General features: G+C 59.5%; 17 protein-coding genes, 3 tRNA genes and 1 riboswitch. Of the genes, 16 read left to right on the top strand and 4 right to left on the bottom strand.

Annotated features, from left to right (window positions below):
* The first annotated feature begins 149 nt into the window (after positions 1-149).
* Positions 150-1,130: a transcriptional regulator ArgR gene (argR, locus tag ACA073_RS19740; RefSeq protein ID WP_497398815.1), complete on the top strand. Its 981-nt coding sequence runs from the start codon at positions 150-152 to the stop codon at positions 1,128-1,130.
* Positions 1,131-1,163: 33 nt separating this feature from the next.
* Here argR and ACA073_RS19735 read toward each other — a convergent pair whose 3' ends face one another.
* Positions 1,164-5,864 (bottom strand): dermonecrotic toxin domain-containing protein, encoded by a 4,701-nt coding sequence (locus ACA073_RS19735; RefSeq protein WP_497398813.1) that lies wholly within the window; start codon positions 5,862-5,864, stop codon positions 1,164-1,166.
* 287 nt (positions 5,865-6,151) lie between these two features.
* On the opposite strand from ACA073_RS19735, the gene ACA073_RS19730 reads away from it, so the two are divergent.
* The 7 genes from ACA073_RS19730 (at position 6,152) to astE (ending at position 14,016) form a co-directional block, all read left to right on the top strand.
* Positions 6,152-7,372, top strand: a complete 1,221-nt coding sequence (locus ACA073_RS19730; protein ID WP_253430855.1) for an aspartate aminotransferase family protein — start codon at positions 6,152-6,154, stop codon at positions 7,370-7,372.
* Between the two features lie 221 nt (positions 7,373-7,593).
* Entirely contained in the window at positions 7,594-8,613 is a 1,020-nt protein-coding gene (gene aruF / locus ACA073_RS19725; RefSeq protein WP_461953635.1) for an arginine/ornithine succinyltransferase subunit alpha, read from the top strand.
* Between the two features lie 71 nt (positions 8,614-8,684).
* Complete coding sequence (gene astA, locus ACA073_RS19720) at positions 8,685-9,710, top strand: arginine N-succinyltransferase (RefSeq protein ID WP_497398810.1); 1,026 nt, start codon at positions 8,685-8,687, stop codon at positions 9,708-9,710.
* On the top strand, positions 9,707-11,176 hold the full coding sequence (gene astD, locus ACA073_RS19715; protein WP_497404157.1) for a succinylglutamate-semialdehyde dehydrogenase: 1,470 nt from the start codon (positions 9,707-9,709) through the stop codon (positions 11,174-11,176). The genes astA and astD overlap by 4 nt, the downstream gene beginning before the upstream one ends.
* Positions 11,177-11,338: 162 nt before the next feature.
* A complete protein-coding gene (gene astB / locus ACA073_RS19710; protein ID WP_497398808.1) occupies positions 11,339-12,685 on the top strand; it encodes an N-succinylarginine dihydrolase in 1,347 nt (448 codons plus the stop codon).
* A gap of 20 nt (positions 12,686-12,705) precedes the next feature.
* On the top strand, positions 12,706-12,993 hold the full coding sequence (locus ACA073_RS19705; protein ID WP_008033108.1) for a hypothetical protein: 288 nt from the start codon (positions 12,706-12,708) through the stop codon (positions 12,991-12,993).
* 12 nt (positions 12,994-13,005) lie between these two features.
* Entirely contained in the window at positions 13,006-14,016 is a 1,011-nt protein-coding gene (gene astE, locus ACA073_RS19700; RefSeq protein WP_497398806.1) for a succinylglutamate desuccinylase, read from the top strand.
* Between the two features lie 143 nt (positions 14,017-14,159).
* On the opposite strand, the gene ACA073_RS19695 is transcribed toward astE, so the two are convergent.
* Positions 14,160-14,669, bottom strand: coding sequence for a 6,7-dimethyl-8-ribityllumazine synthase (locus ACA073_RS19695; RefSeq protein ID WP_497398804.1), 510 nt, complete (start codon positions 14,667-14,669; stop codon positions 14,160-14,162).
* 102 nt (positions 14,670-14,771) lie between these two features.
* A riboswitch (FMN riboswitch) is annotated at positions 14,772-14,942 on the bottom strand.
* A 299-nt stretch (positions 14,943-15,241) separates the two neighbouring features.
* On the opposite strand from ACA073_RS19695, the gene ltaE reads away from it, so the two are divergent.
* The 7 genes from ltaE (at position 15,242) to ACA073_RS19660 (ending at position 21,213) form a co-directional block, all read left to right on the top strand.
* Complete coding sequence (gene ltaE / locus ACA073_RS19690; RefSeq protein ID WP_497398802.1) at positions 15,242-16,246, top strand: low-specificity L-threonine aldolase; 1,005 nt, start codon at positions 15,242-15,244, stop codon at positions 16,244-16,246.
* Between the two features lie 146 nt (positions 16,247-16,392).
* Positions 16,393-19,017: an alanine--tRNA ligase gene (alaS, locus tag ACA073_RS19685; RefSeq protein ID WP_497398800.1), complete on the top strand. Its 2,625-nt coding sequence runs from the start codon at positions 16,393-16,395 to the stop codon at positions 19,015-19,017.
* A gap of 91 nt (positions 19,018-19,108) precedes the next feature.
* The gene (locus tag ACA073_RS19680) at positions 19,109-20,350 is read left to right on the top strand and encodes an aspartate kinase (RefSeq protein WP_008033100.1); all 1,242 of its coding nucleotides are present in this window, start codon (positions 19,109-19,111) and stop codon (positions 20,348-20,350) included.
* 187 nt (positions 20,351-20,537) lie between these two features.
* The gene (gene csrA / locus ACA073_RS19675; RefSeq protein ID WP_002554426.1) at positions 20,538-20,726 is read left to right on the top strand and encodes a carbon storage regulator CsrA; all 189 of its coding nucleotides are present in this window, start codon (positions 20,538-20,540) and stop codon (positions 20,724-20,726) included.
* 62 nt (positions 20,727-20,788) lie between these two features.
* Positions 20,789-20,879 (top strand) — tRNA-Ser (locus tag ACA073_RS19670).
* 108 nt (positions 20,880-20,987) lie between these two features.
* Positions 20,988-21,064: transfer RNA gene (locus tag ACA073_RS19665), tRNA-Arg, on the top strand.
* Positions 21,065-21,136: 72 nt separating this feature from the next.
* Positions 21,137-21,213, top strand: a tRNA-Arg gene (locus ACA073_RS19660).
* Positions 21,214-21,268: 55 nt separating this feature from the next.
* On the opposite strand, the gene ACA073_RS19655 is transcribed toward ACA073_RS19660, so the two are convergent.
* Positions 21,269-21,751: a cell envelope protein SmpA gene (locus ACA073_RS19655; RefSeq protein ID WP_497398798.1), complete on the bottom strand. Its 483-nt coding sequence runs from the start codon at positions 21,749-21,751 to the stop codon at positions 21,269-21,271.
* A 320-nt stretch (positions 21,752-22,071) separates the two neighbouring features.
* Here ACA073_RS19655 and mgtE point away from each other — a divergent pair, with 320 nt between their 5' ends.
* On the top strand, positions 22,072-23,514 hold the full coding sequence (gene mgtE / locus ACA073_RS19650; RefSeq protein WP_497398796.1) for a magnesium transporter: 1,443 nt from the start codon (positions 22,072-22,074) through the stop codon (positions 23,512-23,514).
* A 206-nt stretch (positions 23,515-23,720) separates the two neighbouring features.
* On the opposite strand, the gene ACA073_RS19645 is transcribed toward mgtE, so the two are convergent.
* Entirely contained in the window at positions 23,721-24,047 is a 327-nt protein-coding gene (locus tag ACA073_RS19645; RefSeq protein WP_003178899.1) for an Arc family DNA-binding protein, read from the bottom strand.
* Between the last annotated feature and the right edge of the window lie 2 nt (positions 24,048-24,049).

The following is a 24,049-nucleotide window of genomic DNA, read 5'->3' as shown; positions in this document are numbered from 1 at the left end:
GACATCCAGCGCTGATGTCGACTGATCCACCGCTTTCGCGAGCAAGCCCGCTCCCACATCTGATCTCCGTTGGTTTTGAGATTTGCGTTCATTTACGGGCTAGCATTGGCCCATGCCTTCATCACTGTTTTCGTTTCGGATTGCCCGCCATGACTGCCCATCGAATTGGTTTCCTGATTTGGCCCAGCACTAAAGCACTGACGCTTGCGCTGGCTGAGGAGGCCTTGCGTGTTGCCCAGCGTGTGCATCCGGACGTGGTCTACGAACTGTCGTTCTTGCAGGCCGAACCGTCGAGCGAAGGCGCCTGGCAATTGCCGGGTGAACCCTGGGCCGGCAAGCTCGAAAACTTCCAGAAACTGTTCCTGCTCGCCGATGAGCCGCCGACCACACTCGCGCCGGCGCTCAGCAGTGCGTTGAAACAACTGGTGCGAGCCGGATGCGTGATTGGTGGTTTGTCGGCCGGTGTTTATCCGTTGGCGCAGTTGGGTTTGCTCGACGGTTATCGCGCTGCCGTGCACTGGCGCTGGCAGGACGATTTCGCCGAACGTTTCCCGAAAGTCATCGCCACCAGTCACCTGTTCGACTGGGATCGCGATCGCCTGACCGCGTGCGGCGGCCTGTCGGTTCTCGACTTGCTGCTGGCCGTGCTGGCCCGTGACCACGGCGCCGAACTCGCTGGCGCCGTATCCGAAGAACTGGTGGTCGAGCGCATTCGTGAAGGTGGCGAACGCCAGCGCATCCCGCTGCAGAACCGCCTCGGCTCCAGCCATCCGAAGCTCACCCAAGCCGTGTTGCTGATGGAAGCCAACATCGAGGAACCGCTGACCACCGACGAAATCGCCCAGCATGTGTGCGTGTCCCGTCGGCAGCTGGAACGGATCTTCAAGCAATACCTCAACCGTGTGCCGAGCCAGTACTACCTGGAATTGCGCCTGAACAAGGCCCGGCAGATGTTGATGCAAACCAGCAAGTCGATCATCCAGATCGGCCTGTCGTGCGGCTTCTCTTCGGGGCCACATTTCTCCAGCGCCTACCGCAACTTCTTCGGCGCCACGCCGCGGGAAGATCGCAACCAGCGACGCAGCAGCAGCCCGTTCGAGTTGTCGTCGGTGCCGGCCGAGCGTGGGTAATCAAGTAACCCACGCCGCAAGACCGTCGCCGAATCAAGCCTCGATTTCGGACCCTTCGGACGTCGAAATGTCCATTTCACCCTGGTTGATCACCTCTTCCACCCCAAAGTCCACGCGGGTGCGTTCGAAATAGTTGATCAGCTGTCCCAGGCTTTCCTCGGAAAACGGATTGCCGCGCAAGGTGATGTTTTCCGCCGTTTCCACTGGCAGTTCCATCAGGTCGCTAGGGACTTCGGTGATGGCATTCATGCTGAGGTCGGCCCAGTCCAGTTCCTCCAGTTGAAGCAGTCCGGGCGGTATGTCGGTAATGCCGGTATCGTTGAGCAGAACGGTCGACAGGTCCGGCATCTGCGTCAAGTCAGGTGTATGTCCCAGCGGGTTGTTACCCAGGTCGAGGTAGTCCAGATGCTCCATGCCGGCCAGCGCGTTTGCCGATTCCGCTGACAAACTGATCCGACAATTGGCAAGTGACAGTGAGCGCAGCTGGCCCATCTTGAACACAGCATCGGGAATGTCACCCAGATAACATTCGCGCAAACGCAGCGTTTGCAGGTTGGGGAATGACTCCAGGAAACGCCCGATGCGCGTCACGCCATTCACACTTCGCAACTCCAGCGTGGACACATGGCCGAAGTCGGCATTGAGGGCAGGCAATTCGCCGTTGATCTGTTCAACGATAAGCAGTTCGAAGGTTGGCTCAAGCGAATCATTGAAATCATCCAGTTCAGATTCATGGCGCCAGCATTGTTCCAGCGCTTGCTTGAATTCGTCGCGGTTGGCGTGCTCTATAAACAATTGCTCGGCCGTGAACGGTTCGCCTGTCAGCGGGTGCCGAGCCGGCACGTCAGCCGTCCAGGCGGAGAGGTCGTCGCTCAATTGCGAGAGTTCAGCTTCGAGTTTTGTCAGTTCGACTCGGCCCTCGGCCAAGGTGCCGGGCAATTCGTAGACGAACTCGCTCGCCTGTTCGATTTCCAGGTTGGGGTACAGCGCGCTGACGCGTTGAACATCTGCATCGGGCGCCGACACATCAAGATCGTACGAAGTCTCGAAGTAATACTGCTTGATCAGGTCGCGTGCCTGGTCGTTGAGCGGGTTGTCAGCAAGATGCACGCCGCGCTTTTCATACACCGGGCTCTCGAACAGTTCGGCAGGCAACTCGCTGATGTTGTTGTTCATCAACAAGAGTGTTTGGAGACGAGTGCTTTGCAGGGCGCCGCCGGGGATGGCAGTCAACCCGGTATGGCTCAGGTCCAGGTGAACGAGTTCTGGCAGTGAATCGATCCGAGGCACCCCTTCGATCGGATTCCGGTAGAGATCCAGCATCATCAGTTTGTTCATCGATGACAGCTTTGACCACGCGACGGCATCGATATTGATTGCGCACTCGCTGAGTACCAATGCCTCAAGATTGGCCATTTGCCCGATGGCCTCGGGCAGCGAATTCAGCGAGAAACGGCGCAACTCCAGTCGATGCAGCCCGGTGAATTGCGATAAAAAGCCGGGTACTCCTTGCATCCCATGATGACCTTCAAGTGCCAGCAGCGAGACATGGCTGAAGTCCGCCGTCAGGTTTGGCAGATCTCCCGGAACAGGTTCCGCGAACCTCAGTACATAACGTTCGGCGCCCTCCGGCACATCGAAGTCGCGGTCGGACTGGCGTCGCCAGCTGCGCTGGATTTCCCGGGCCAGCAACCGACGATTGTTTCGGATTGCCTGCATTTCTGGATCGCTGAGCGGGAGTCGGGTTTCGTGGTGAATAACGGGAGCATCGCTGACCCAGCGTTCCAGATCGTCATGCAACTGTTCGAGTTCACGGCGCAGGCGTGAAAGCTCTGATCGCGCGCCACTGGGGTGGCGTTGCAGATCGGAGACGACGGAGCGCAGCTCCTCCTCGGACAAACCGGGATAAACCTCGCGAACCCGATCATTGAGTGTTGGCGTCTGGCCATGACTTCGGCGGTAACCTTCCGTGCCACCGGGCAAGCGCATGGTCGCCGGATCGTAGAAGGGTTTTCGAAGAGGATTTTTCGCGAACAGCGTGCGCAGTTCCGGTTGATTGATCGCGCGCTCGGCGATGCGCCGCTTAAGCGTTTCGGCGTCCTCCGCAGAAAGCCCCAGTGCCGTGCGCTCCGTCTCCGGCAGCGCCTGAAGCAAGGCGTGATAAAAATCGACGGCGGGCTCGCTGTCGCCGTGAACCTGATAAGTGCCGTCATCCGCGTGGACCAGGGTCTTGAGCAACGGCGCGTCACCCGGTCCAATGCTGTCGCGCAATGGCCCGGTCTCGGAAAACTCCCTGACTTCGATGCGCAGTCCGGCCGGCCAGCCGGGCAGCGATTCGAGGCTGTGCAAGGCCAGTCGGTGAGTGTCCGCCGTGTCCATGCCGTCGAGAAAGAAACCTTCATAAGCCCTGGCGACACGTACCGCTTCCATTGCTTTGACGGCCACGTCTTTCAGGCGTTGCGGAACGCGCCCGTCGTTCAGTTGCGTCAGCTCGGTGCCGGAGGCGTTGTCCACCAGTTCTTGCGCGATGTCTGTTGGCAGGCCCTGAACTTCACCCTGCAACAGCAGAACCTGACGATCATCGGTTTTTTCCAGTTCGCGGTAGCGGGACTCGAACAGTGACAGGCGTTGGTTCAGCGCTTGATAGTGGTCGGGGTGCGCGGGCTGCTCGGTCAGCGCCTGAATATCGCGATCGATTGTGTAGCGCTTGATGGTGTTGGTCAGCAACGAAGGCGGGCGCTGGTTCTCGACATGGGTCTCGCGCAATACATTGTCGTGGAAACCGCTGATGCGCAGGATTTGCTCGCGCTCGGCGCTGTTGAACGACTCGACACTGTGCCCGAGGCGGCGCATCACGGTGTCCCGGTCCCACGTCAAGGGTTGATCCAGTGTGGTCTGCCAGGCGCCATGCCGGTTGTGCCGCAACGGCGGTTGATAGGCGTCGGCGCGCTCGGGATGCTCGATCTGATAACGACCGGATTCGCCACTGGATTTGACGGCGTAGAGCCGGTCCTCGAGGCGCAGCAACGTTTTGCCGTCATGCTGATACAAGCCGAGCGGATCGGGTCGGGCGCTGTTCGGCAAATCGACAGACTGCGCGTAAGGCGCGAGATCCTGTTTCCAGTAGCGGGTTTTGCCGCCGACGGTTTCGACCGGTTTGAGCGAGGAGAACAGGGCCACGGCTTCGCTGGACATTAGGCGGCTGAACGCACCCGCCGCCAGGGCGCCGCCCACCGCGAATGTGCCGAGTTGCGCCACGGATTCAAGCAGCGTTATCAAGTGTCCGAGCGCCTCGGTCTTAAGGCCTTCGGCCCAGTCGACAATGCCTTCGAAGGTTTCGTCGAGTAACTGATAGGCCATGTAGGCCAACATCAGCTCACCCAGAAACGGAACAAAGGGCAGGGCCACGAACGCTGCGACTTCGAGAATCGTGGTCGCCACTTTACTGATTGCATCCCACAGCGCCCAGCGTGCAGCACGGTCGGCGCTGGCGGTGGAGACGGCCAGGGTGCGTGCGTCATTGAGGATCTTGTTCACTTGCCATTGGTAAAGGTGAGTCCACAGGCCGGTCTTGATCGGGGTCACCGAGAACTGCAGGTTGGGTTTGTCGATGGGGGTATCTCGCCAACTGGGCAGCGGATCGCCGTACGGGCGCTCATGCCAGGTCACGGTGCTCAGGCGCCGGGACAGGTCGGCAAAAAAATACCCGCGTTCCTGATGATCGACAAAACGACTGAAGAACGCCTGGTAAGCGGGAGAACGTAGCTTGCGGGTCAGGTCTTTGATGAACGTCAATGAGTCGGGATAGTGTTTGAGTGGATGCTCCGGATCATCGGGGATATAGACGACGATCGGCGTTGCCTGCCGCGAGCGTTCAAGGTCGGGCGCGAACACCACAATGCCGGTCAGCAATGAGGACATGATCTTCAAGTCATGACCGTGCAGTAGTTGATCATTGTGCTGCATGCCTTCGGGGCCTTCCCGAAAATCCAGCCGCAAGTCGATCGGCAGGTCTCCCCGCATATTCGCCTGTTCCAGCGCGACTCGAAAGGCGGCTTTGTGTGTACTGACAACGTTCGATTCCAGTACCGCGCCGGCCACCGACTGGCTCAACCCGAGAAATTCTTTCACGTAAGTCTCGTATTGGCCGCCGATATCCAGTTCCCGACACAGCCGGGTGAAGTCCTGAATAGAGAGGCGGCGCTTGATCGCGGGCAGCGTGTCGAACTGCCCGGTGGGGGAGGGCTGGGTGATAAATGTCGAGGCGGATTCATAAGCGTCTGCCTTGGTTTCCGACGCTTCGAAATTGTGCAGCGCGGCATCAAGCAGCGACACCGTCCAGGTGCGCGTGGCACCGGACTTGATCGGAAACCAGGGGATGTTCTGAGGAATGTACAGGCGCAGGAAGGTGGTCTTGACGTCCAGCTCAAGACCGAAGCGGGTTTTCAGTGCAGCAATGAGCAGTGATTCGGCAAAGTCCCGGGCGTTTTGCAGTCTCGATAACCGCGCTTCCAGACGATTGCGCTGTGTCCAGTGCTCCTCGTTGAGCCTTTTCACTGACTGGTGGTGTTGGCGGGTTGCACGGGTGTGCCAGTCCGGCATTTGCAGTCGCGCGCTTTTCAGCGCATTGCGCGTAGCGGGCGAGGCTTTTAACAGCCAGTCGGGCAGATTGTTGAACGCGTGATGGAAGTGAGCGTCCGGCGGAGCAGTCGTTTCGAGTTCTTGCTGATTCATTGCGCTAGTCCCTTAGCGATCGGAGAGACCTCCAGCAAAACAGGCAATGAAGGACGGCGTGCGGTACATATTTACCGCACCGCTCTACAACCCCGCCTGTAAACTGCGCCGCCGGTTTAAACTGCGCCTTTGCGACCCTATTTGTCGCATTGCCGTAAACCCGGGAAAAACCGGGGTTTGCGCTATAAGAAGTTGTCGCTTGGCGGCAAGGCCGGGCTGAAAACTGTCCTTACAATCCTCACCAAGCTCGCCAGTTTCCGGCGAGTGTTCCTTTTCAGGAGACTCCGATGTCCGTTGAGCACGCTGCGGTAGAACGCGCCGATTTCGACCAGGTAATGGTTCCCAACTACTCGCCTGCCGCTTTCATTCCTGTGCGTGGCGCCGGTTCCCGCGTCTGGGACCAGTCTGGCCGCGAGCTGATCGACTTCGCCGGCGGGATTGCCGTTAACGTATTGGGCCACGCACATCCTGCGCTGGTCGGTGCATTGACCGAGCAAGCGAACAAGCTGTGGCACGTGTCCAACGTGTTCACCAATGAGCCGGCCCTGCGCCTGGCCCATAAGCTGATCAATGCGACCTTTGCCGAGCGTGCGTTCTTCTGCAACTCCGGCGCCGAAGCCAACGAGGCCGCGTTCAAGCTGGCCCGTCGTGTCGGTTTCGATCGGTTCGGCAGCGAGAAGTACGAAATCATCGCCGCGCTCAACAGCTTCCACGGCCGTACCCTGTTCACCGTGAACGTTGGTGGCCAGTCGAAGTACTCCGATGGTTTCGGTCCGAAAATCACCGGCATCACCCACGTGCCGTACAACGATCTGGCCGCGCTGAAAGCCGCCATTTCCGACAAGACTTGCGCCGTGGTCCTGGAGCCGATCCAGGGCGAAAGCGGTGTCATCCCGGCCGAACTCGAATACCTGCAAGGCGCCCGTGACCTGTGCACCGCGCACAACGCGCTGCTGATCTTCGACGAAGTGCAGACCGGCATGGGCCGCACCGGCAAGCTGTTCGCCTACCAGCAATACGGCGTGATTCCGGACATCCTGACCAGCGCCAAGAGCCTGGGCGGCGGTTTCCCGATCGCGGCGATGCTGACCACCGAAGACTTGGCCAAACACCTGGTCGTCGGCACCCACGGCACCACGTACGGCGGCAACCCGCTGGCGTGCGCAGTCGCCGAAGCGGTGATCGACGTGATCAACACCCCTGAAGTGCTGGCCGGCGTCAATGCCAAGCACGACAAGTTCAAGGCTCGCCTGGAACAGATCGGCGAGAAATACGGCCTGTTCACCAAGGTCCGCGGCATGGGTCTGTTGATCGGTTGCGTGCTGAGCGATGCCTGGAAGGGCAAGGCCAAGGACATCTTCAACGCCGCCGAGCGTGAAGGCCTGATGGTGTTGCAAGCCGGCCCGGACGTGGTGCGTTTCGCCCCAAGCCTGGTGGTGGAAGACGCGGATATCGACGAAGGTCTGGACCGTTTCGAGCGCGCTGCGGCAAAACTGACGCAAGCCTGATAGAACCTTCGACGCCTGACCTTTCAGGCGTCGAACCCAATTTTTATGCCGGACCGGATCAAATGTGGGAGCGGGCTTGCTCGCGAAAGCGGTGGGTCAGACAGCAACAATGTCGACTGATACACCGCTTTCGCGAGCAAGCCCGCTCCCACATTGGTCCGAGTGTCAGCAATGACAGCCCGGCTTATTTTCCTCAAAGAGTATGAGAAAGGAGTGACACCATGCTGGTGATGCGCCCCGCGCAAATGGCTGATCTGGGCGAGGTACAGCGTCTGGCTGCGGACAGCCCGATTGGTGTCACTTCCTTGCCGGATGACGTTGAACGCCTGAGCGACAAGATCGCCGCGAGCGAAGCGTCGTTCGCCGCCGAAGTCAGCTTCAACGGTGAAGAGAGCTATTTTTTCGTTCTCGAAGACTCCGCCACCGGCAAACTGGTGGGCTGTTCTGCCATCGTTGCATCGGCCGGTTATTCGGAACCGTTCTACAGCTTCCGCAATGAAACCTTCGTGCACGCTTCCCGCGAGCTGAAGATTCATAACAAGATTCACGTGCTTTCCCAGTGCCACGACCTGACCGGCAACAGTTTGCTGACCAGTTTCTACGTGCAGCGCGAGCTGGTGGGTTCGCCTTGGGCCGAGCTCAATTCCCGTGGCCGCTTGCTGTTCGTGGCCAGCCATCCGGAGCGCTTTGCCGATTCCGTGGTGACCGAGATCGTCGGTTACAGCGACGAAAACGGCGACTCACCGTTCTGGGATGCCATCGGTCGCAACTTCTTCGACCTCAACTACGCCGAAGCCGAGCGTCTGTGCGGTTTGAAGAGCCGGACCTTCCTCGCCGAACTGATGCCGCATTACCCGATCTACGTGCCGCTGCTGCCGGACTCTGCGCAAGAAGCGATGGGCCAGGTGCATCCACGCGCACAGATCACCTTCGACATCCTGATGCGCGAAGGCTTCGAGACTGATCACTACATCGACATTTTCGACGGCGGCCCGACGTTGCATGCCCGCGTCTCGGGGATTCGTTCGATCGCCCAGAGCCGTGTGGTTCCGGTGAAAATCGGCGAGCCGGTCAAAGGCGCCGGTCGTCAGTACCTGGTGGCCAATGCCCAGTTGCAGGATTACCGCGCCGTATTGCTCGAGCTCGATTACGCGCCGGGCAAACCCGTGACTCTGGATCTGGAAACAGCCGAAGCCCTGGGCGTCGGTGAAGGTGCGAGCGTGCGCCTGGTGGCGGTTTAACGCCTGCTTGTCAACCTGGACAGCAGCAAGTGTTTCGCGGGTGGCGCAAGCGGCCCGTTTGAGGAGATAGCATGATCGTTCGTCCCGTACGCAGCAGCGATTTACCCGCTCTGATCGACCTGGCCCGCAGCACCGGCACCGGCCTGACCACCTTGCCGGCCAACGAAGAGCGTCTGGCCCATCGGGTCGGCTGGGCCGAGAAGACCTTCCGCGGCGAAGCCGGGCGGGGCGATGCGGACTACCTGTTCGTGCTCGAAGACGATGACGGCCGCGTGGTGGGCATTTCCGCCATTGCCGGCGCCGTCGGCCTGCGTGAGCCCTGGTACAACTTCCGCGTCGGCCTGACCGTCAGTGCCTCGCAAGAGCTGAACATCTATCGCGAAATCCCGACGCTGTTCCTGGCCAACGACCTGACCGGCAACTCTGAATTGTGCTCGCTGTTCCTGCACGCCGATTACCGCAACGGCCTCAACGGTCGCATGCTGGCCAAGGCGCGGATGCTGTTCATCGCCGAGTTCCCGCAGTTGTTCGGCAACAAGATCATCGCCGAGATGCGCGGCGTATCTGACGAAGCCGGGCGTTCGCCGTTCTGGGAAAGCCTGGGTCGACACTTCTTCAAGATGGAATTCAGCCAGGCCGATTACCTGACCGGCGTGGGCAACAAGGCGTTCATCGCCGAACTGATGCCAAAATTCCCGCTGTACACCTGCTTCCTGTCGCCGGATGCGCGCAACGTGATCGGTCAGGTTCACCCTGACACCGAGCCCGCGCTGTCGATGCTCAAGAGCGAAGGTTTCAGCTATCAGGGCTACGTCGACATCTTCGACGCGGGCCCGGCGGTGGAGTGCGAAACCGTCAAGATCCGTGCCGTGCGCGACAGCCAGGCGCTGGTGTTGGCCATTGGCACGCCGGGTGACGACGCCACGCCGTTCCTGATTCACAACCGCAAGCGCGAAGACTGCCGGATGACTGCCGCGCCAGCCCGCTTCGCCGCGGGCACTTTGGTCGTTGATCCGCTGACCGCCAAACGTCTTCAACTCAACGCCGGCGATCAAGTGCGCGCCGTTCCGTTGTCTGCTGCACGGGAGTCGAAATAATGAATTCGCTATACATCGCAGGTGAATGGCTGGCCGGTCAGGGTGAAGCCTTCCAGTCGCTGAATCCGGTGACCCAGCAGGTGCTGTGGGCCGGCGAGGGCGCTACCACCGCCCAAGTTGAATCGGCCGTACAAGCCGCGCGTCAGGCGTTTCCAGCCTGGGCCCGTCGTACGCTGGATGAGCGCATCATCGTGCTGGAGGCTTTTGCCGCGGCGCTGAAAAACAACGCTGACGAACTGGCACGCTGCATCGGTGAAGAAACCGGTAAACCGCTGTGGGAAGCAGCGACTGAAGTGACCAGCATGGTCAACAAGATTGCGATCTCGGTGCAAAGCTACCGCGAACGCACCGGCGAGAAGAGCGGCCCGCTGGGCGACGCCACCGCCGTGTTGCGCCACAAGCCACACGGTGTGGTCGCGGTGTTCGGGCCTTACAATTTCCCGGGCCACTTGCCGAACGGTCACATCGTACCGGCGCTGCTGGCTGGTAACAGTGTGCTGTTCAAGCCGAGCGAACTGACGCCGAAAGTCGCCGAGCTGACGGTCAAGTGCTGGATCGAAGCCGGTCTGCCGGCAGGCGTGTTGAACCTGCTGCAAGGCGCTCGCGAAACCGGTATCGCCCTGGCGGCGAACCCCGGCATCGACGGCCTGTTCTTCACCGGATCGAGCCGCACCGGCAATCATCTGCACCAACAATTTGCCGGTCGTCCGGACAAGATTCTCGCGCTGGAAATGGGCGGTAATAACCCGCTGGTGGTCGATGAAGTCGCGGATCTCGATGCGGCTGTTTACACCATCATCCAGTCGGCATTCATCTCTGCCGGTCAGCGTTGCACCTGCGCCCGACGCCTGCTGGTGCCGCAAGGCGCCTGGGGCGACACACTGTTGGCGCGTCTGGTGGCGGTCAGCGCGACGATTGACGTCGGTGCATTCGATCAGCAACCGGCGCCGTTCATGGGCTCGGTGATTTCTCTCGGTGCTGCGAAAGCGCTGATGGACGCGCAGGAGCATCTGCTGGCCAACGGCGCCGTGGCGCTGCTGGAAATGACTCAGCCTCAGGCGCAAGCCGCGCTGCTGACGCCGGGCATTCTGGACGTGACCGCAGTGGCCGATCGTCCTGACGAAGAGCTGTTCGGCCCGCTGCTGCAAGTGATCCGCTACGCTGATTTTGAAGCGGCGATCGCTGAAGCCAACGACACCGACTATGGCCTGGCGGCCGGTCTGCTGTCGGATTCCGAAGCGCGTTATCAGCAGTTCTGGCTGGAAAGCCGCGCCGGTATCGTCAACTGGAACAAACAGCTGACCGGTGCCGCGAGCAGCGCACCCTTCGGCGGCGTCGGCGCCTCGGGCAACCATCGCGCCAGCGCCTACTACGCGGCAGATTACTGCGCGTACCCGGTGGCGTCGCTGGAAACGCCGAGCCTGACCTTGCCGGCGGCCCTTACGCCAGGCGTGAAGATGGCGTAACGGCCAATCGCGGGCAAGCCCGCTCCCACAGGTTTAGCGGCGTTCACAGATGTTGTGTTCGACGCAGACACTGTGGGAGCGGGCTTGCCCGCGAAGGCCGCGACCCGGTCTCAAAGATAGTTACTGAAGCCTATAACAACAGATTCTCGTGGAGCCTCGCTGATGAAATCCTATGAAGTCAATTTTGACGGTCTAGTGGGGCCGACCCATAACTACGGCGGCCTGTCCTACGGCAACGTCGCGTCCCAGAGCAACAGCCAGCAGTCTTCGAACCCGAAGGAAGCCGCGCTGCAAGGCCTGGCGAAAATGAAAGCGCTGATGGAAATGGGCTTTCAGCAAGGCGTTCTCGCACCGCAGGAACGTCCTGATGTCGCCGCCCTGCGCCGCCTGGGTTTCAGCGGCACCGACGCGCAAGTGATCGAGCGTGCTGCCAAAGACGCGATGCCGCTGCTGGTTGCCAACTGCTCGGCGTCGAGCATGTGGGTGGCCAACGCCGCCACGGTCAGCCCGAGTGCCGACACGGCCGACGGTCGCGTGCATTTCACCGCCGCCAACCTCAACTGCAAATACCACCGCAGCATCGAACACCCGACCACCAGCCGCGTGCTGGGCGCCATGTTCGCTGACCAGAAGCACTTCGCTCACCACGCCGCGTTGCCCGCGGTGGCGCAGTTCGGTGACGAAGGCGCGGCCAACCACACCCGTTTCTGCCGTGAATACGGTGAAGCCGGCGTCGAGTTCTTTGTCTTCGGTCGCAGCGCGTTCGATACCCGCTACCCGGCGCCGCAGAAGTACCCGGCGCGCCAGACCCTCGAAGCCTCGCAAGCGGTTGCCCGCCTGCACGGCCTGAGCGATGACGGCGTGGTCTACGCCCAGCAGAATCCTTCGGTGATCGATCAGGGCGTGTTCCACAACGACGTGATCGCGGTGGGTAACGGCGAAGTGCTGTTCTATCACGAGGACGCGTTCCTCGACACCGACCAGATGCTGGCCGAGCTGCAAGGCAAACTCGCCAAGGTCGGCGGGAATTTTCAGTCGATCTGCGTACCGCGTTCTGCGGTCACCGTGGAAGACGCGGTGCGTTCCTACCTGTTCAACAGCCAACTGCTGTCGCGTCCTGACGGCTCGATGCTGTTGATCGTGCCGGAAGAATGCCGTGGCAACGAGCGCGTCTGGCAATACCTGCAAGGTTTGACCAGCTCTGGCGGCCTGATTCGCGAAGTCAAAGTTTTTGATTTGAAGCAAAGCATGCAGAACGGCGGTGGCCCGGCGTGCCTGCGCTTGCGCGTGGCGCTGAATGAAACCGAACTGGCGGCCGTCAACCCAGGGGTTATCATGACCGCACCGTTGTACGGCACGCTGACCGAATGGGTCGACAAGCACTACCGCGACCGCATGGCCGAAACCGATCTCGCGGACCCGCAATTGTTGCTTGAGTGCCGGACGGCACTGGATGAACTGACGCAAATCCTTAAACTGGGCGCGGTTTATCCATTCCAGATCAATTGAACGTCGAGAGCGTAAAACACATGAGCGATACCCTGCAGCTGATCCTTGAAGACACCGACGGCACGCAACTGGAAACTTCCTGCACCCGCGTCGCGGTCATTTGGCAAGGCAAAGAGCTGTGGATTCAGCACGACGGCCGCGGCCAACTGCTGATCGGCGTGGACGTCGAAGAAGGTGACGCTGAATACGCCAACCTGCTGCTGCGCCCATTGGCGACTAATCTGGTAAGTCTGCAACTGGAAATGGAACCGGCTGAAGTCGGCGACGAAGACCACGTGCACGGCCCGGATTGCGCACACGACCACTAAGGAAACCGCTCTATGCTCGCCCTCGGCAAACTGCTTGAACTGACCCTCGCCGGCCGCGAACCGGCGGAGAAGACTCAACTGACTGTCGAAGGCGTGCGGATGCGCTGGTTGAGCGAAGGTGCGCTGGAAGTCCGGCCACCTGAAGCTCGCGACAACGGCCTGGACCTGCTGCTGTCGGCCGGCATCCATGGCAACGAAACAGCGCCGATCGAGTTGCTTGATCGCCTGTTGCATGACATCGCCCGCGGCGACTTGAAGCCGCGCGCACGCATTCTGTTCCTGTTCGGCAACCCGGAAGCGATTCGCAAAGGCGAGCGCTTCATCGAGCAGGACGTCAATCGGCTGTTCAACGGCCGTCACGAACAAACCAGCGGCTCCGAAGCCCTGCGCGCCTGTGAACTGGAGCGGCTGGCGGCGAGTTTCTTCAGCCTGCCGGAGCGTGAGCGTCTGCACTACGACCTGCACACGGCGATTCGTGGCTCGAAGATCGAGCAGTTCGCTTTGTATCCGTGGAAAGAAGGTCGCCCGCATTCCCGTCAGGAGCTGGCCCGCCTGCGCGCCGCCGGCATGGAAGCGGTGCTGCTGCAAAACAAGCCGTCCATCGTTTTCAGTTCCTACACCTACGACAAGCTCGGCGCCGAGGCTTTCACCCTGGAGTTGGGCAAGGCGCGGCCGTTCGGGCAGAACGACGGCGTCAACGTCTCCCTGCTGGAAACCCGCCTCAAACAGATCATCGAAGGCACCGAGCCGGAACTGACCGAAGAGGCACTGGACGGTTTGCAGCTGTTCAGCGTGGCGCGGGAAATCATCAAGCACAGCGACAGCTTCCGCCTGAACCTGCCGGCGGACATCGAAAACTTTTCGGAACTGGAAGTGGGTTATCTGCTGGCCGAAGATATCGCCCAGACCCGCTGGATCATCGAGGAAGAGGGCGCCCGGATCATCTTCCCGAACCCCAAGGTCAAGAACGGCCTGCGCGCCGGCATCCTGATCGTGCCGACCACCGACGATAACCTCGCCTAACTTCACCGCATAACCAATGTGGGAGCGGGCTTGCTCGCGAAGACGGTGTATCAGTCAACATAATTGTCGACAGATACACCGCTTTCGCGAGCAAGCCCGCTCCCACATTTGAATCGAGTGAAGTCAAAGACCTCACTCGGGGTTTAGACAGCTACCGCGCGAGGCTCACTACGACGCAACGCCCGCATCTTCTGCAGCGTATCCGCACACGTCTTCGCCGCTTCCTGACCTTTATGCACAAAGTGCTCGAAGAAGAACTTCTGGTGCTCTTCGCCCGCGTGGAAGTGATGCGGGGTCAACACCACCGAGAACACCGGCACTTCGGTTTCCAGCTGTACCTGCATCAGGCCGCTAATCACCGACTGGGCAACGAATTCGTGACGGTAGATCCCGCCGTCAACCACCAGACCAGCAGCCACGATGCCGGCATAACGACCGGATTTGGCCAACAGCTTGGCGTGCAGCGGAATTTCAAAGGCGCCGCCGACTTCAAAGAAATCGATGTCCGACTCCTGATAACCCTGGGCAATCATTTCGGCGACGAAGCCCTGACGGCTCTGGTCGACGATTTCCTTGTGCCAGCAGGCCTGGATGAACGCGACGCGCTCGCCCTGATGGTGTTTGCTTTTGCTATCGATTGCGGTGGGTTGCATGTTCTGACTCCTGTTTATGTAAAAAACAGGGCATATGAATCGAATGGGATTTAAGGGTGCGCACGCTCGCACGAATGCCCGCGGACGGCCCTTTGGCGCCAATCCCGTTCTCTCTTCATCCGGACTATGACCGTCGGCCCCGGGATCACACCGGGTCTGCTGACCTTGTCGCCAGTCACCGCCGAAGCCGTGCTGTCGCCAAGCGCTCGCGGGCTATGCGCATTGCGCGCAATTACCGCCGGTGGGGAGTTGCACCCCGCCCTGAGAACGTTTGCCGTCAGATTGTCTGGCGGCGGAGCGTTTTTAACACATATTTTCTGCCTGTGCATGGCCAAAGTCGGCAAACAATACGCGGAACCTGTGGGAGCGGGCTTGCTCGCGAAAGCGGTGTGTCAGTCGACTAGGATGTTGAATGTGCCGGCCCCTTCGCGAGCAAGCCCGCTCCCACATGAATTGCGCTTTGTCGAAAGCGTAATACGTCTTTTCCTAAGCCCGGGGTTGATTATTCGTCGCCATGACCGCAGTAATTCCATCCTGAACGGGATTTTCCCCTGCTTACCGAGGCCAGATTCATGAGCGTTATCGATCTTCGCAGCGACACCGTCACTCAACCGACCTCAGGGATGCTCGACGCGATGGCCAGGGCGGCCACCGGTGACGACGTCTACGGCGAAGATCCGACGGTCAATCATCTGGAAGCCGAGCTTGCCAATCGGTTGGGTTTTGCGGCGGCGCTGTTCGTACCGACGGGCACCATGAGCAATTTGCTGGGATTGATGGCGCACTGTGAGCGCGGGGACGAATACATCGTCGGGCAACAGGCCCACACTTATAAGTACGAAGGAGGCGGTGCGGCAGTGCTCGGTTCGATCCAGCCTCAGCCGCTGGAAGTGCAGGCCGACGGTTCGCTGGATCTGGCCCAGGTAGCGGCGGCGATCAAGCCGGACGACTTCCATTTCGCCCGTACCCGTTTGCTGGCGCTGGAAAACACCATGCAGGGCAAAGTTTTGCCGCTTGAGTATCTGGCCCGGGCTCGCAGCTTCACCCGTGAACACGGTCTGGCCCTGCACCTGGACGGCGCGCGGCTGTACAACGCGGCGGTGAAGCTGGGCGTTGACGCCCGCGAGATCACCCGGCATTTCGATTCGGTGTCGGTCTGCTTGTCCAAAGGTCTGGGCGCGCCGATCGGCTCGGTGTTGTGCGGCTCGGTCGAGCTGATCGGCAAGGCGCGTCGACTGCGCAAAATGGTCGGTGGCGGCATGCGTCAGGCGGGTCTTCTGGCGGCGGCGGGTTTGTACGCGCTGGATAACAACGTCCAGCGTCTGGCCGATGACCATGCCAACGCTCAACTTCTGGCAGACGGACTTCGTAACGCCGTTTACGACGTCGAGCCAGTCCAGACCAACATGGTTTACGTGCAAATGGGCGACAAGGCCGAAGCGATCAAGGCCTTTGCCGCTGAGCGCGGGATCAAGCTCAGCGCCGCCGGGCGTCTTAGAATGGTCACGCACATGGACGTCAACCGCGCGCAAATCGAGCAAGTCATCGCGACATTCGTCGAGTTTTCGCGCAACTGACCGCGTTAGCCGTCCAATTGACCGTTTCTATCGTATAAACACGCTGTACCCCGCGCGCAGGGCCGATATAATGCGGCCCTTTGCCGTCGCTTCGTCTGTTGACGTTTCGCACAGGCCTTTGGCCGCAGCCTCCGTGGAAGAACCTAATGAAAAGCGCAGAAATCCGTGAAGCCTTCCTTCGCTTCTTCGAAGAGCAAGGCCACACCCGTGTAGCCTCCAGCTCTTTGATTCCGGGCAACGACCCAACCCTGCTGTTCACTAACGCGGGGATGAACCAGTTCAAGGACTGCTTCCTGGGCCAGGAAAAGCGCGCGTACACCCGCGCCGTCAGCAGCCAGAAATGCGTGCGCGCCGGCGGCAAGCACAACGACCTGGAAAACGTCGGTTATACCGCCCGTCACCACACCTTCTTCGAAATGCTGGGTAACTTCAGCTTCGGTGATTACTTCAAGCGCGACGCGATCACCTACGCCTGGAACTTCCTGACCTCCGACAAGTGGCTGAACCTGCCAAAAGAAAAGCTCTGGGTCACCGTCTACGCCAGCGATGACGAGGCGTACGACATCTGGACCAAGGAAATCGGGGTTCCGGCCGAGCGCATGGTTCGCATCGGCGACAACAAAGGCGCGCCATACGCGTCCGACAACTTCTGGACCATGGGCGATACCGGCCCGTGCGGTCCTTGCACCGAGATTTTCTACGATCACGGCGCTGACATCTGGGGTGGCCCACCGGGTTCGCCGGAAGAAGACGGCGATCGTTACATCGAAATCTGGAACAACGTGTTCATGCAGTTCAACCGCACCGCCGACGGCGTGTTGCACCCGCTGCCAGCACCGTCGGTCGACACCGGCATGGGCCTGGAGCGGATCAGTGCCGTACTGCAGCACGTACACTCGAACTATGAAATCGACCTGTTCCAGAGCCTGCTGAGCGCATCGGCCAAGGCCATCGGTTGCACCAACGACGCCCAGGCTTCCCTGAAAGTCGTGGCTGACCACATTCGTTCCTGCGGCTTCCTGATTGCCGACGGCGTGCTGCCGTCCAACGAAGGCCGCGGCTACGTGCTGCGCCGGATCATTCGTCGCGCCTGCCGTCACGGCAACAAACTGGGCGCCAAGGGCAGCTTCTTCTACCAGATCGTTGCGGCCCTGGTCGCCGAAATGGGCGAAGCGTTCCCTGAGCTGAAATCCCAGCAGGCGCACATCGAACGCGTGCTGAAAGCCGAAGAAGAGCAGTTCTCCAAGACCCTGGAGCACGGTCTGAAAATCCTCGAGCAGGATCTGGCCGAGCTCAAAGGCGACGTGGTGCCGGGCGACGTGGTGTTCAAACTCTACGACACCTACGGTTTCCCGATGGACCTGACCGGCGACATCGCTCGCGAGCGCAGCCTGACCATCGACGAAGAAGGCTTCGAGCGCGAAATGGAAGCCCAGCGCGTCCGTGCCCGTTCCGCCAGTTCCTTCGGCCTGGACTACAACAGCCTGGTCAAGGTTGACGTGGCCACCGAATTCACCGGTTACAAAGCCACCAGCGGTTCGGCGAAAGTCGTTGCCCTCTATAAAGACGGGCAATCGGTCGACGTATTGAGCGAAGGTGAAGAGGGCGTGGTCGTTCTTGATCAGACCCCGTTCTATGCTGAATCCGGTGGTCAGATCGGCGATTGCGGTTATCTGCAAGCCGGCGCTTCGCGTTTCGACGTGCGTGACACGACCAAAACCGGCGGCGCGTTCCTGCACCACGGCGTACTGGCTTCGGGCAGCCTGTTGATCGGTGCTCCGGTTGAAACCCATGTTGAAGCCGACGTACGTCACGCCACTTCGTTGAACCACTCGGCCACTCACTTGCTGCACGCCGCGCTGCGTAAAGTGCTGGGTGACCACGTTCAGCAGAAAGGCTCGTTGGTCGACAGCCAGCGCCTGCGCTTCGACTTCAGCCACTTCGAAGCCATCAAGCCTGAGCAGTTGAAGGCGCTGGAAGATATCGTTAACGCCGAGATTCGCAAGAACTCCGCCGTTGAGACCGAAGAAACCGACATCGACACCGCCAAGCAGAAGGGCGCCATGGCGCTGTTCGGCGAGAAGTACGGCGACAGCGTGCGCGTGCTGAGCATGGGCGGCGATTTCTCCGTCGAACTGTGTGGTGGCATCCACGCCAACCGTACCGGCGACATCGGCCTGCTGAAAATCATCAGCGAAGGCGGTGTGGCTTCGGGCGTGCGTCGTATCGAAGCGGTCACCGGCGCCGCAGCGCTGGCATACTTGAACGCTGCCGAAGAACAACTCAAGGAAGCGGCCAACCTGGTCAAGGGCAGCCGCGACAACCTGATCGACAAGCTGTCGGCTGTGCTGGAGCGCAACCGTCTGCTGGAGAAGCAACTCGAGCAGTTGCAAGCCAAGGCTGCCAGCGCGGCGGGCGACGATCTGTCGGCCTCTGCTCTGGACGTCAAAGGTGTGAAAGTGCTGGCCGTGCGTCTGGACGGTCAGGACGGCAAGGCACTGCTGGCGCTGGTCGATCAACTGAAAAACAAACTCGGCCGCGCAGTGATCCTGCTCGGCAGTGTCCATGAGGAAAAGGTCGTTCTGGTTGCAGGCGTAACCAAAGACCTGACTGGCCAACTCAAAGCCGGTGATTTGATGAAGCAAGCCGCTGCGGCAGTGGGCGGGAAGGGCGGTGGTCGTCCGGACATGGCGCAGGGCGGTGGTACTGACGCCGGCGCACTGGATGCGGCATTGGCCCTGACCGTTCCATTTGTAGAGCAGGGTTTATAAGGCAGTGTGTCCGGCCCGCAGTCTAGTGGCGGGCCGGAACGCTGTTTGAGTGATAATTTGGGCGCCCTTCATGGGCAGAGGCGGCTTTGAAATGGCTTTGATCGTACAGAAATTTGGAGGCACCTCGGTCGGCACTGTCGAGAGAATCGAGCAAGTCGCCGACAAGGTTAAGAAATTCCGCGATGCCGGCGATGACCTGGTGGTTGTGCTGTCTGCAATGAGCGGCGAAACCAACCGTCTGATCGATCTGGCCAAGCAAATCAGTGGTGACGGCCAACCGGTTCCGCGTGAGCTGGATGTGATCGTTTCCACCGGTGAGCAGGTGACGATTGCCTTGTTGGCCATGGCGCTGATCAAGCGCGGTGTGCCTGCGGTGTCCTACACCGGCAACCAGGTGCGGATTCTGACGGACAGCGCACACAATAAAGCGCGTATCTTGCAGATTGATGACCAGAAGATTCGCGGTGATCTGAAAGCAGGTCGCGTGGTGGTTGTCGCCGGTTTCCAGGGCGTCGACGAGCACGGCAACATCACCACCCTCGGTCGTGGCGGTTCCGACACCACCGGCGTGGCGCTGGCGGCAGCCTTGAAGGCTGACGAATGCCAGATATACACCGACGTCGACGGTGTCTACACCACCGACCCGCGTGTGGTGTCCGTGGCTCAGCGCCTGGACAAGATCACCTTCGAAGAGATGCTGGAAATGGCCAGCCTCGGTTCCAAGGTGTTGCAGATCCGTGCGGTCGAGTTCGCCGGCAAGTACAACGTTCCGCTGCGCGTACTGCACAGCTTCAAGGAGGGTCCGGGCACCCTCATTACTATTGATGAAGAGGAAACCATGGAACAGCCGATCATTTCCGGCATCGCTTTCAATCGCGATGAAGCCAAGCTGACCATCCGTGGCGTGCCAGACACCCCGGGCGTTGCATTCAAGATTCTCGGTCCGATCAGCGCCGCGAACATCGAAGTCGACATGATCGTGCAGAACGTTGCGCACGATAACACCACCGACTTCACCTTCACCGTGCACCGCAATGACTTCCAGGCCGCGCAAACCGTGCTGGAAAACACCGCTCGCGAGATCGGTGCCCGTGAAGTCGTTGGCGACATCAAGATCGCCAAGGTCTCGATCGTCGGTGTCGGCATGCGCTCCCACGCAGGCGTGGCCAGCCGCATGTTCGAATCCCTGGCGAAAGAAAGCATCAACATCCAGATGATCTCGACCTCGGAAATCAAAGTCTCCGTGGTGATCGAAGAGAAGTACCTGGAACTGGCTGTGCGCGCTCTGCACACGGCTTTCGAACTGGACGCGCCGGCCCGCACGGGCGAGTGATGCGTTTGCTGAAGGGCGCGGTCTGACCGCGCCCTTTTGTTTTTTTGAATGGTGCGGCCTGAAGCTGTTCTTTTGCCCGCGCTAGTCAATACTCAGGCATGTAGGGCTGCGATCGTTCAGGTTGTAGGTCGAGTGCCTTTTTTTTGCAGACTGTTGTCCCTGAAATGAAATGCGTGAGGAGAAAGGTATGCTGATTCTGACTCGTCGGTGCGCAGAAAGCCTGATTATTGGTGATGGCGAAATCACCGTGACCGTGCTCGGCGTTAAAGGAAATCAAGTGCGTATCGGTGTCAACGCCCCGAAAGAGGTTGCGGTCCACCGTGAGGAAATTTACCTGCGTATAAAGAAAGAGAAGGACGAAGAACCAAGCCATTAATTTTTATCGTTTTTTATGTTTGCAAACGGGGAAGAAGCTGGTTAATATACGCCCCGTGTTGCGGAGAGCTGGCCGAGTGGCCGAAGGCGCTCCCCTGCTAAGGGAGTACACCTCAAAAGGGTGTCGGGGGTTCGAATCCCCCGTTCTCCGCCATTATTTGCGTAGTACGTTGTAATCTGGCTTCTTCGGTAAGTTGTTGAAATTACTAGAAAAAAGCGCTTTACAAAAAGATTTGACGGCCTATAATGCGCGGCAACAAATGCACTCGTAGCTCAGCTGGATAGAGTACTCGGCTACGAACCGAGCGGTCACAGGTTCGAATCCTGTCGAGTGCACCATTTAAGAGTTGTTTGCAGTAATGTGAGCTACTCTGTTTCAACCAGTTGTGATCTGGTCTAAAAACACAAATTGCACTCGTAGCTCAGCTGGATAGAGTACTCGGCTACGAACCGAGCGGTCACAGGTTCGAATCCTGTCGAGTGCACCAAACACCAAAAAGCCCGCGTTTTACGCGGGCTTTTTGCCGTCCGGGATTTGGCTTTTCACTGGGTACATCCTTTCTCATCAAACTCGACTTGTGCGCTACGACCTCGCTTGAAATCGTAACGATAGCTCGTGGTCGAATTGCGAACAGTAACCTTGTCGGGTTTGCCTAGCGCGCTTTCGACATCCTGCTGGCTCATGCCGGCAACCACCCGTTGATTGATGATCGCTTCCCGTCGCTCCCGCGCGTTGATCACGTTCCCGCATTTGTCCTCGGTCTGGCCGACGACCGTTGGTTCTCTCCTTTTGATTTTCATACCTGATGTTTCGCGCGTGTCCGCTTCCGGCAAAAGGGCTAGCGCGTTGCCGGGTGTGAAGGTGCGCACTTCCTGGAGTGAAAGACTCTCACCGGTCCCACAGCTCAACGTGGTGAAGGTAATACGACCGTTAGCTGCCTCACATCGGTGAACGGTTGCAGCAAAGGCCTCGAGCGGCAGGCAGAGCAGGGTGATCAGCAAAAAACAATGTGCATTCAATCGCATCAAACGTCCTCCATGACGGTCTGACTCAAGGGTAGCCGCTACATTTTTCAGTGCTGGTGTGTTTTCTTTTCAGAATGAGTCGTCGCATTTTCATGGATCAGGATGGCGCTCAGGTTTGTCTCGCAAGCACTTGTTTCAGCCGAGATTTTTTAACGTTTAAAACCGTCGGGCGGTGTATCATTGCGCCCGTCAGCCCCGCCGGGGCTTGTGGAATACCTCCATGGACTTACCCAGTAGTAACTCAGTAAACCGTTTTTCCAATCATGAATTGACTGATTGATCCTTCCGGCGTGCCCCGCTGCTGGGAGTGGAGTTCGCCTATGTCCGAAGTTGAAGTAAAGAAAACGCAAGAAAGCCTGCAGGACCGCCTCGCTCAAGTTGTTGAGCTGTTGCAGCGTCAGCGGGTGGTCGAAGACCTGACTCATCGCCAGGAAGGTCCGCATCACGACCGGGTCGAGAACCTGGTTCACCGGCAAAACCTCGTCGAGCTGCAACGCAAGCTCGATGACCTGCACTCCGCCGACGTCGCCTACATTCTTGAAGCCTTGCCGCTGGACGATCGTCTGACGCTCTGGCAATTGGTCAAGGCTGATCGCGACGGCGACATCCTGCTCGAAGTCTCCGACTCGGTTCGTGAAACCCTGATCGCCGACATGGACGATCACGAGCTCCTGGCCGCGGCCAAGGACATGGATGCCGACGAACTGGCTGACCTGGCTTCCGAGCTGCCGCGCGACGTCGTCCACGAGCTGATGGAAACCCTCGATGGTCAACAGCGTGAGCGCGTTCGCTCCGCGTTGTCCTATGACGAGGAGCAGGTCGGTGCGCTGATGGACTTCGAGATGGTGACGATCCGTGAGGACGTCAGTCTCGAAGTGGTCTTGCGCTACCTGCGTCGGCTCAAGGAGCTGCCCGGCCACACGGACAAACTGTTTGTGGTCGATTACGACGGCGTGCTCAAGGGCGTATTGCCGATCAAGCGTCTGTTGGTCAACGACCCGGAAAAACAGGTTTCGGAAGTCATGGCCAGCGATCCGGTGAGTTTTCACCCGGACGAAGATGCCTACGATGCTGCCCAAGCGTTCGAGCGTTACGACTTGATCTCGGCGCCCGTGGTCGACAAGAATGGCAAGTTGATCGGCCGTCTGACCATCGATGAAATGGTCGACCTGATTCGTGAAGAGAGCGAAAACGAAGTTCTCAACATGGCGGGTCTGCGTGAAGAAGAAGACATTTTCGCGTCGGTCTGGAAATCCCTGCGTAACCGCTGGGCCTGGCTGGCGGTGAACCTTATCACCGCGTTCATTGCCTCCCGCGTGATCGGTTTGTTCGAAGGTTCGATCGAGAAGCTGGTGGCGCTGGCGGCGTTGATGCCGATCGTAGCGGGTATCGGTGGCAACTCGGGTAACCAGACCATCACCATGATCGTTCGCGCCATGGCGCTGGACCAGGTGAGCACCGGCAACACCTCGCGCCTGATGCGCAAGGAATTGGCCGTAGGCCTGATCAATGGCCTGGTATGGGGCGGCGTGATCGGTGTTGTTGCCTATTTGCTGTACGGCAGTTGGTCGCTTGGCGTGGTGATGACTGCCGCCATGACGCTCAACTTGTTGCTGGCGGCTTTGATGGGAGTCTTGATCCCCATGACCCTGGCGAAGATGGGGCGCGACCCGGCGATGGGTGCCAGCGTGATGATCACGGCGATGACCGACAGCGGCGGCTTCTTCATCTTCCTTGGGCTGGCGACGATCTTCCTGCTCTGATTTCCATCTGCCGGAAACCCGCGAATCGGTCGATAATATCGTCCTTGTAGGAGCCAGGCTTGCCGGGGAAGGCGATCTCAGGGTCGCCTTCCCCGGCAAGCCTGGCTCCTACAAGTGTAATTAACCCGCCAATCGGCGGGTTTTTTGTGCTCGAATTTCAGGCAAAAAAAAGCCAGCGATTATGCTGGCTTGAGCTTTCGGATGAATCAGGAGGCGTCTGCGGCCATTTCGGCGTCGTGGGCAATAAGCGAAACAAGTGCGTTTTGCTGGCGATGGGAAAGTTGGCGGAAGCGTTGCAGCAGTTCGCGTTCGTGCAGTGACAGCTCCGGGCTGTCCAGGCGCATGCTCAGCTCTTCGCCCAGTGCACCTTCCTGAATAAGACTCTGCTCAAGGCGCGCAATGATTTCGGAGTTCATGCTGCGATGATGATTGCGAGCCACCTCGGCAATGCGTTCACGCATTCCGTCTGGCAGACGTACGACGAACTTGTCAGCCGTACGGCTGGAATAAATTGCCTGTTTCAATGGGCGCATAT

It is taken from the genome of Pseudomonas sp. LBUM1670, assembly GCF_059695695.1.
The sequence above is the reverse complement of the archived record's forward strand: the minus strand, read 5'-3'. Positions and strand labels throughout refer to the sequence as shown.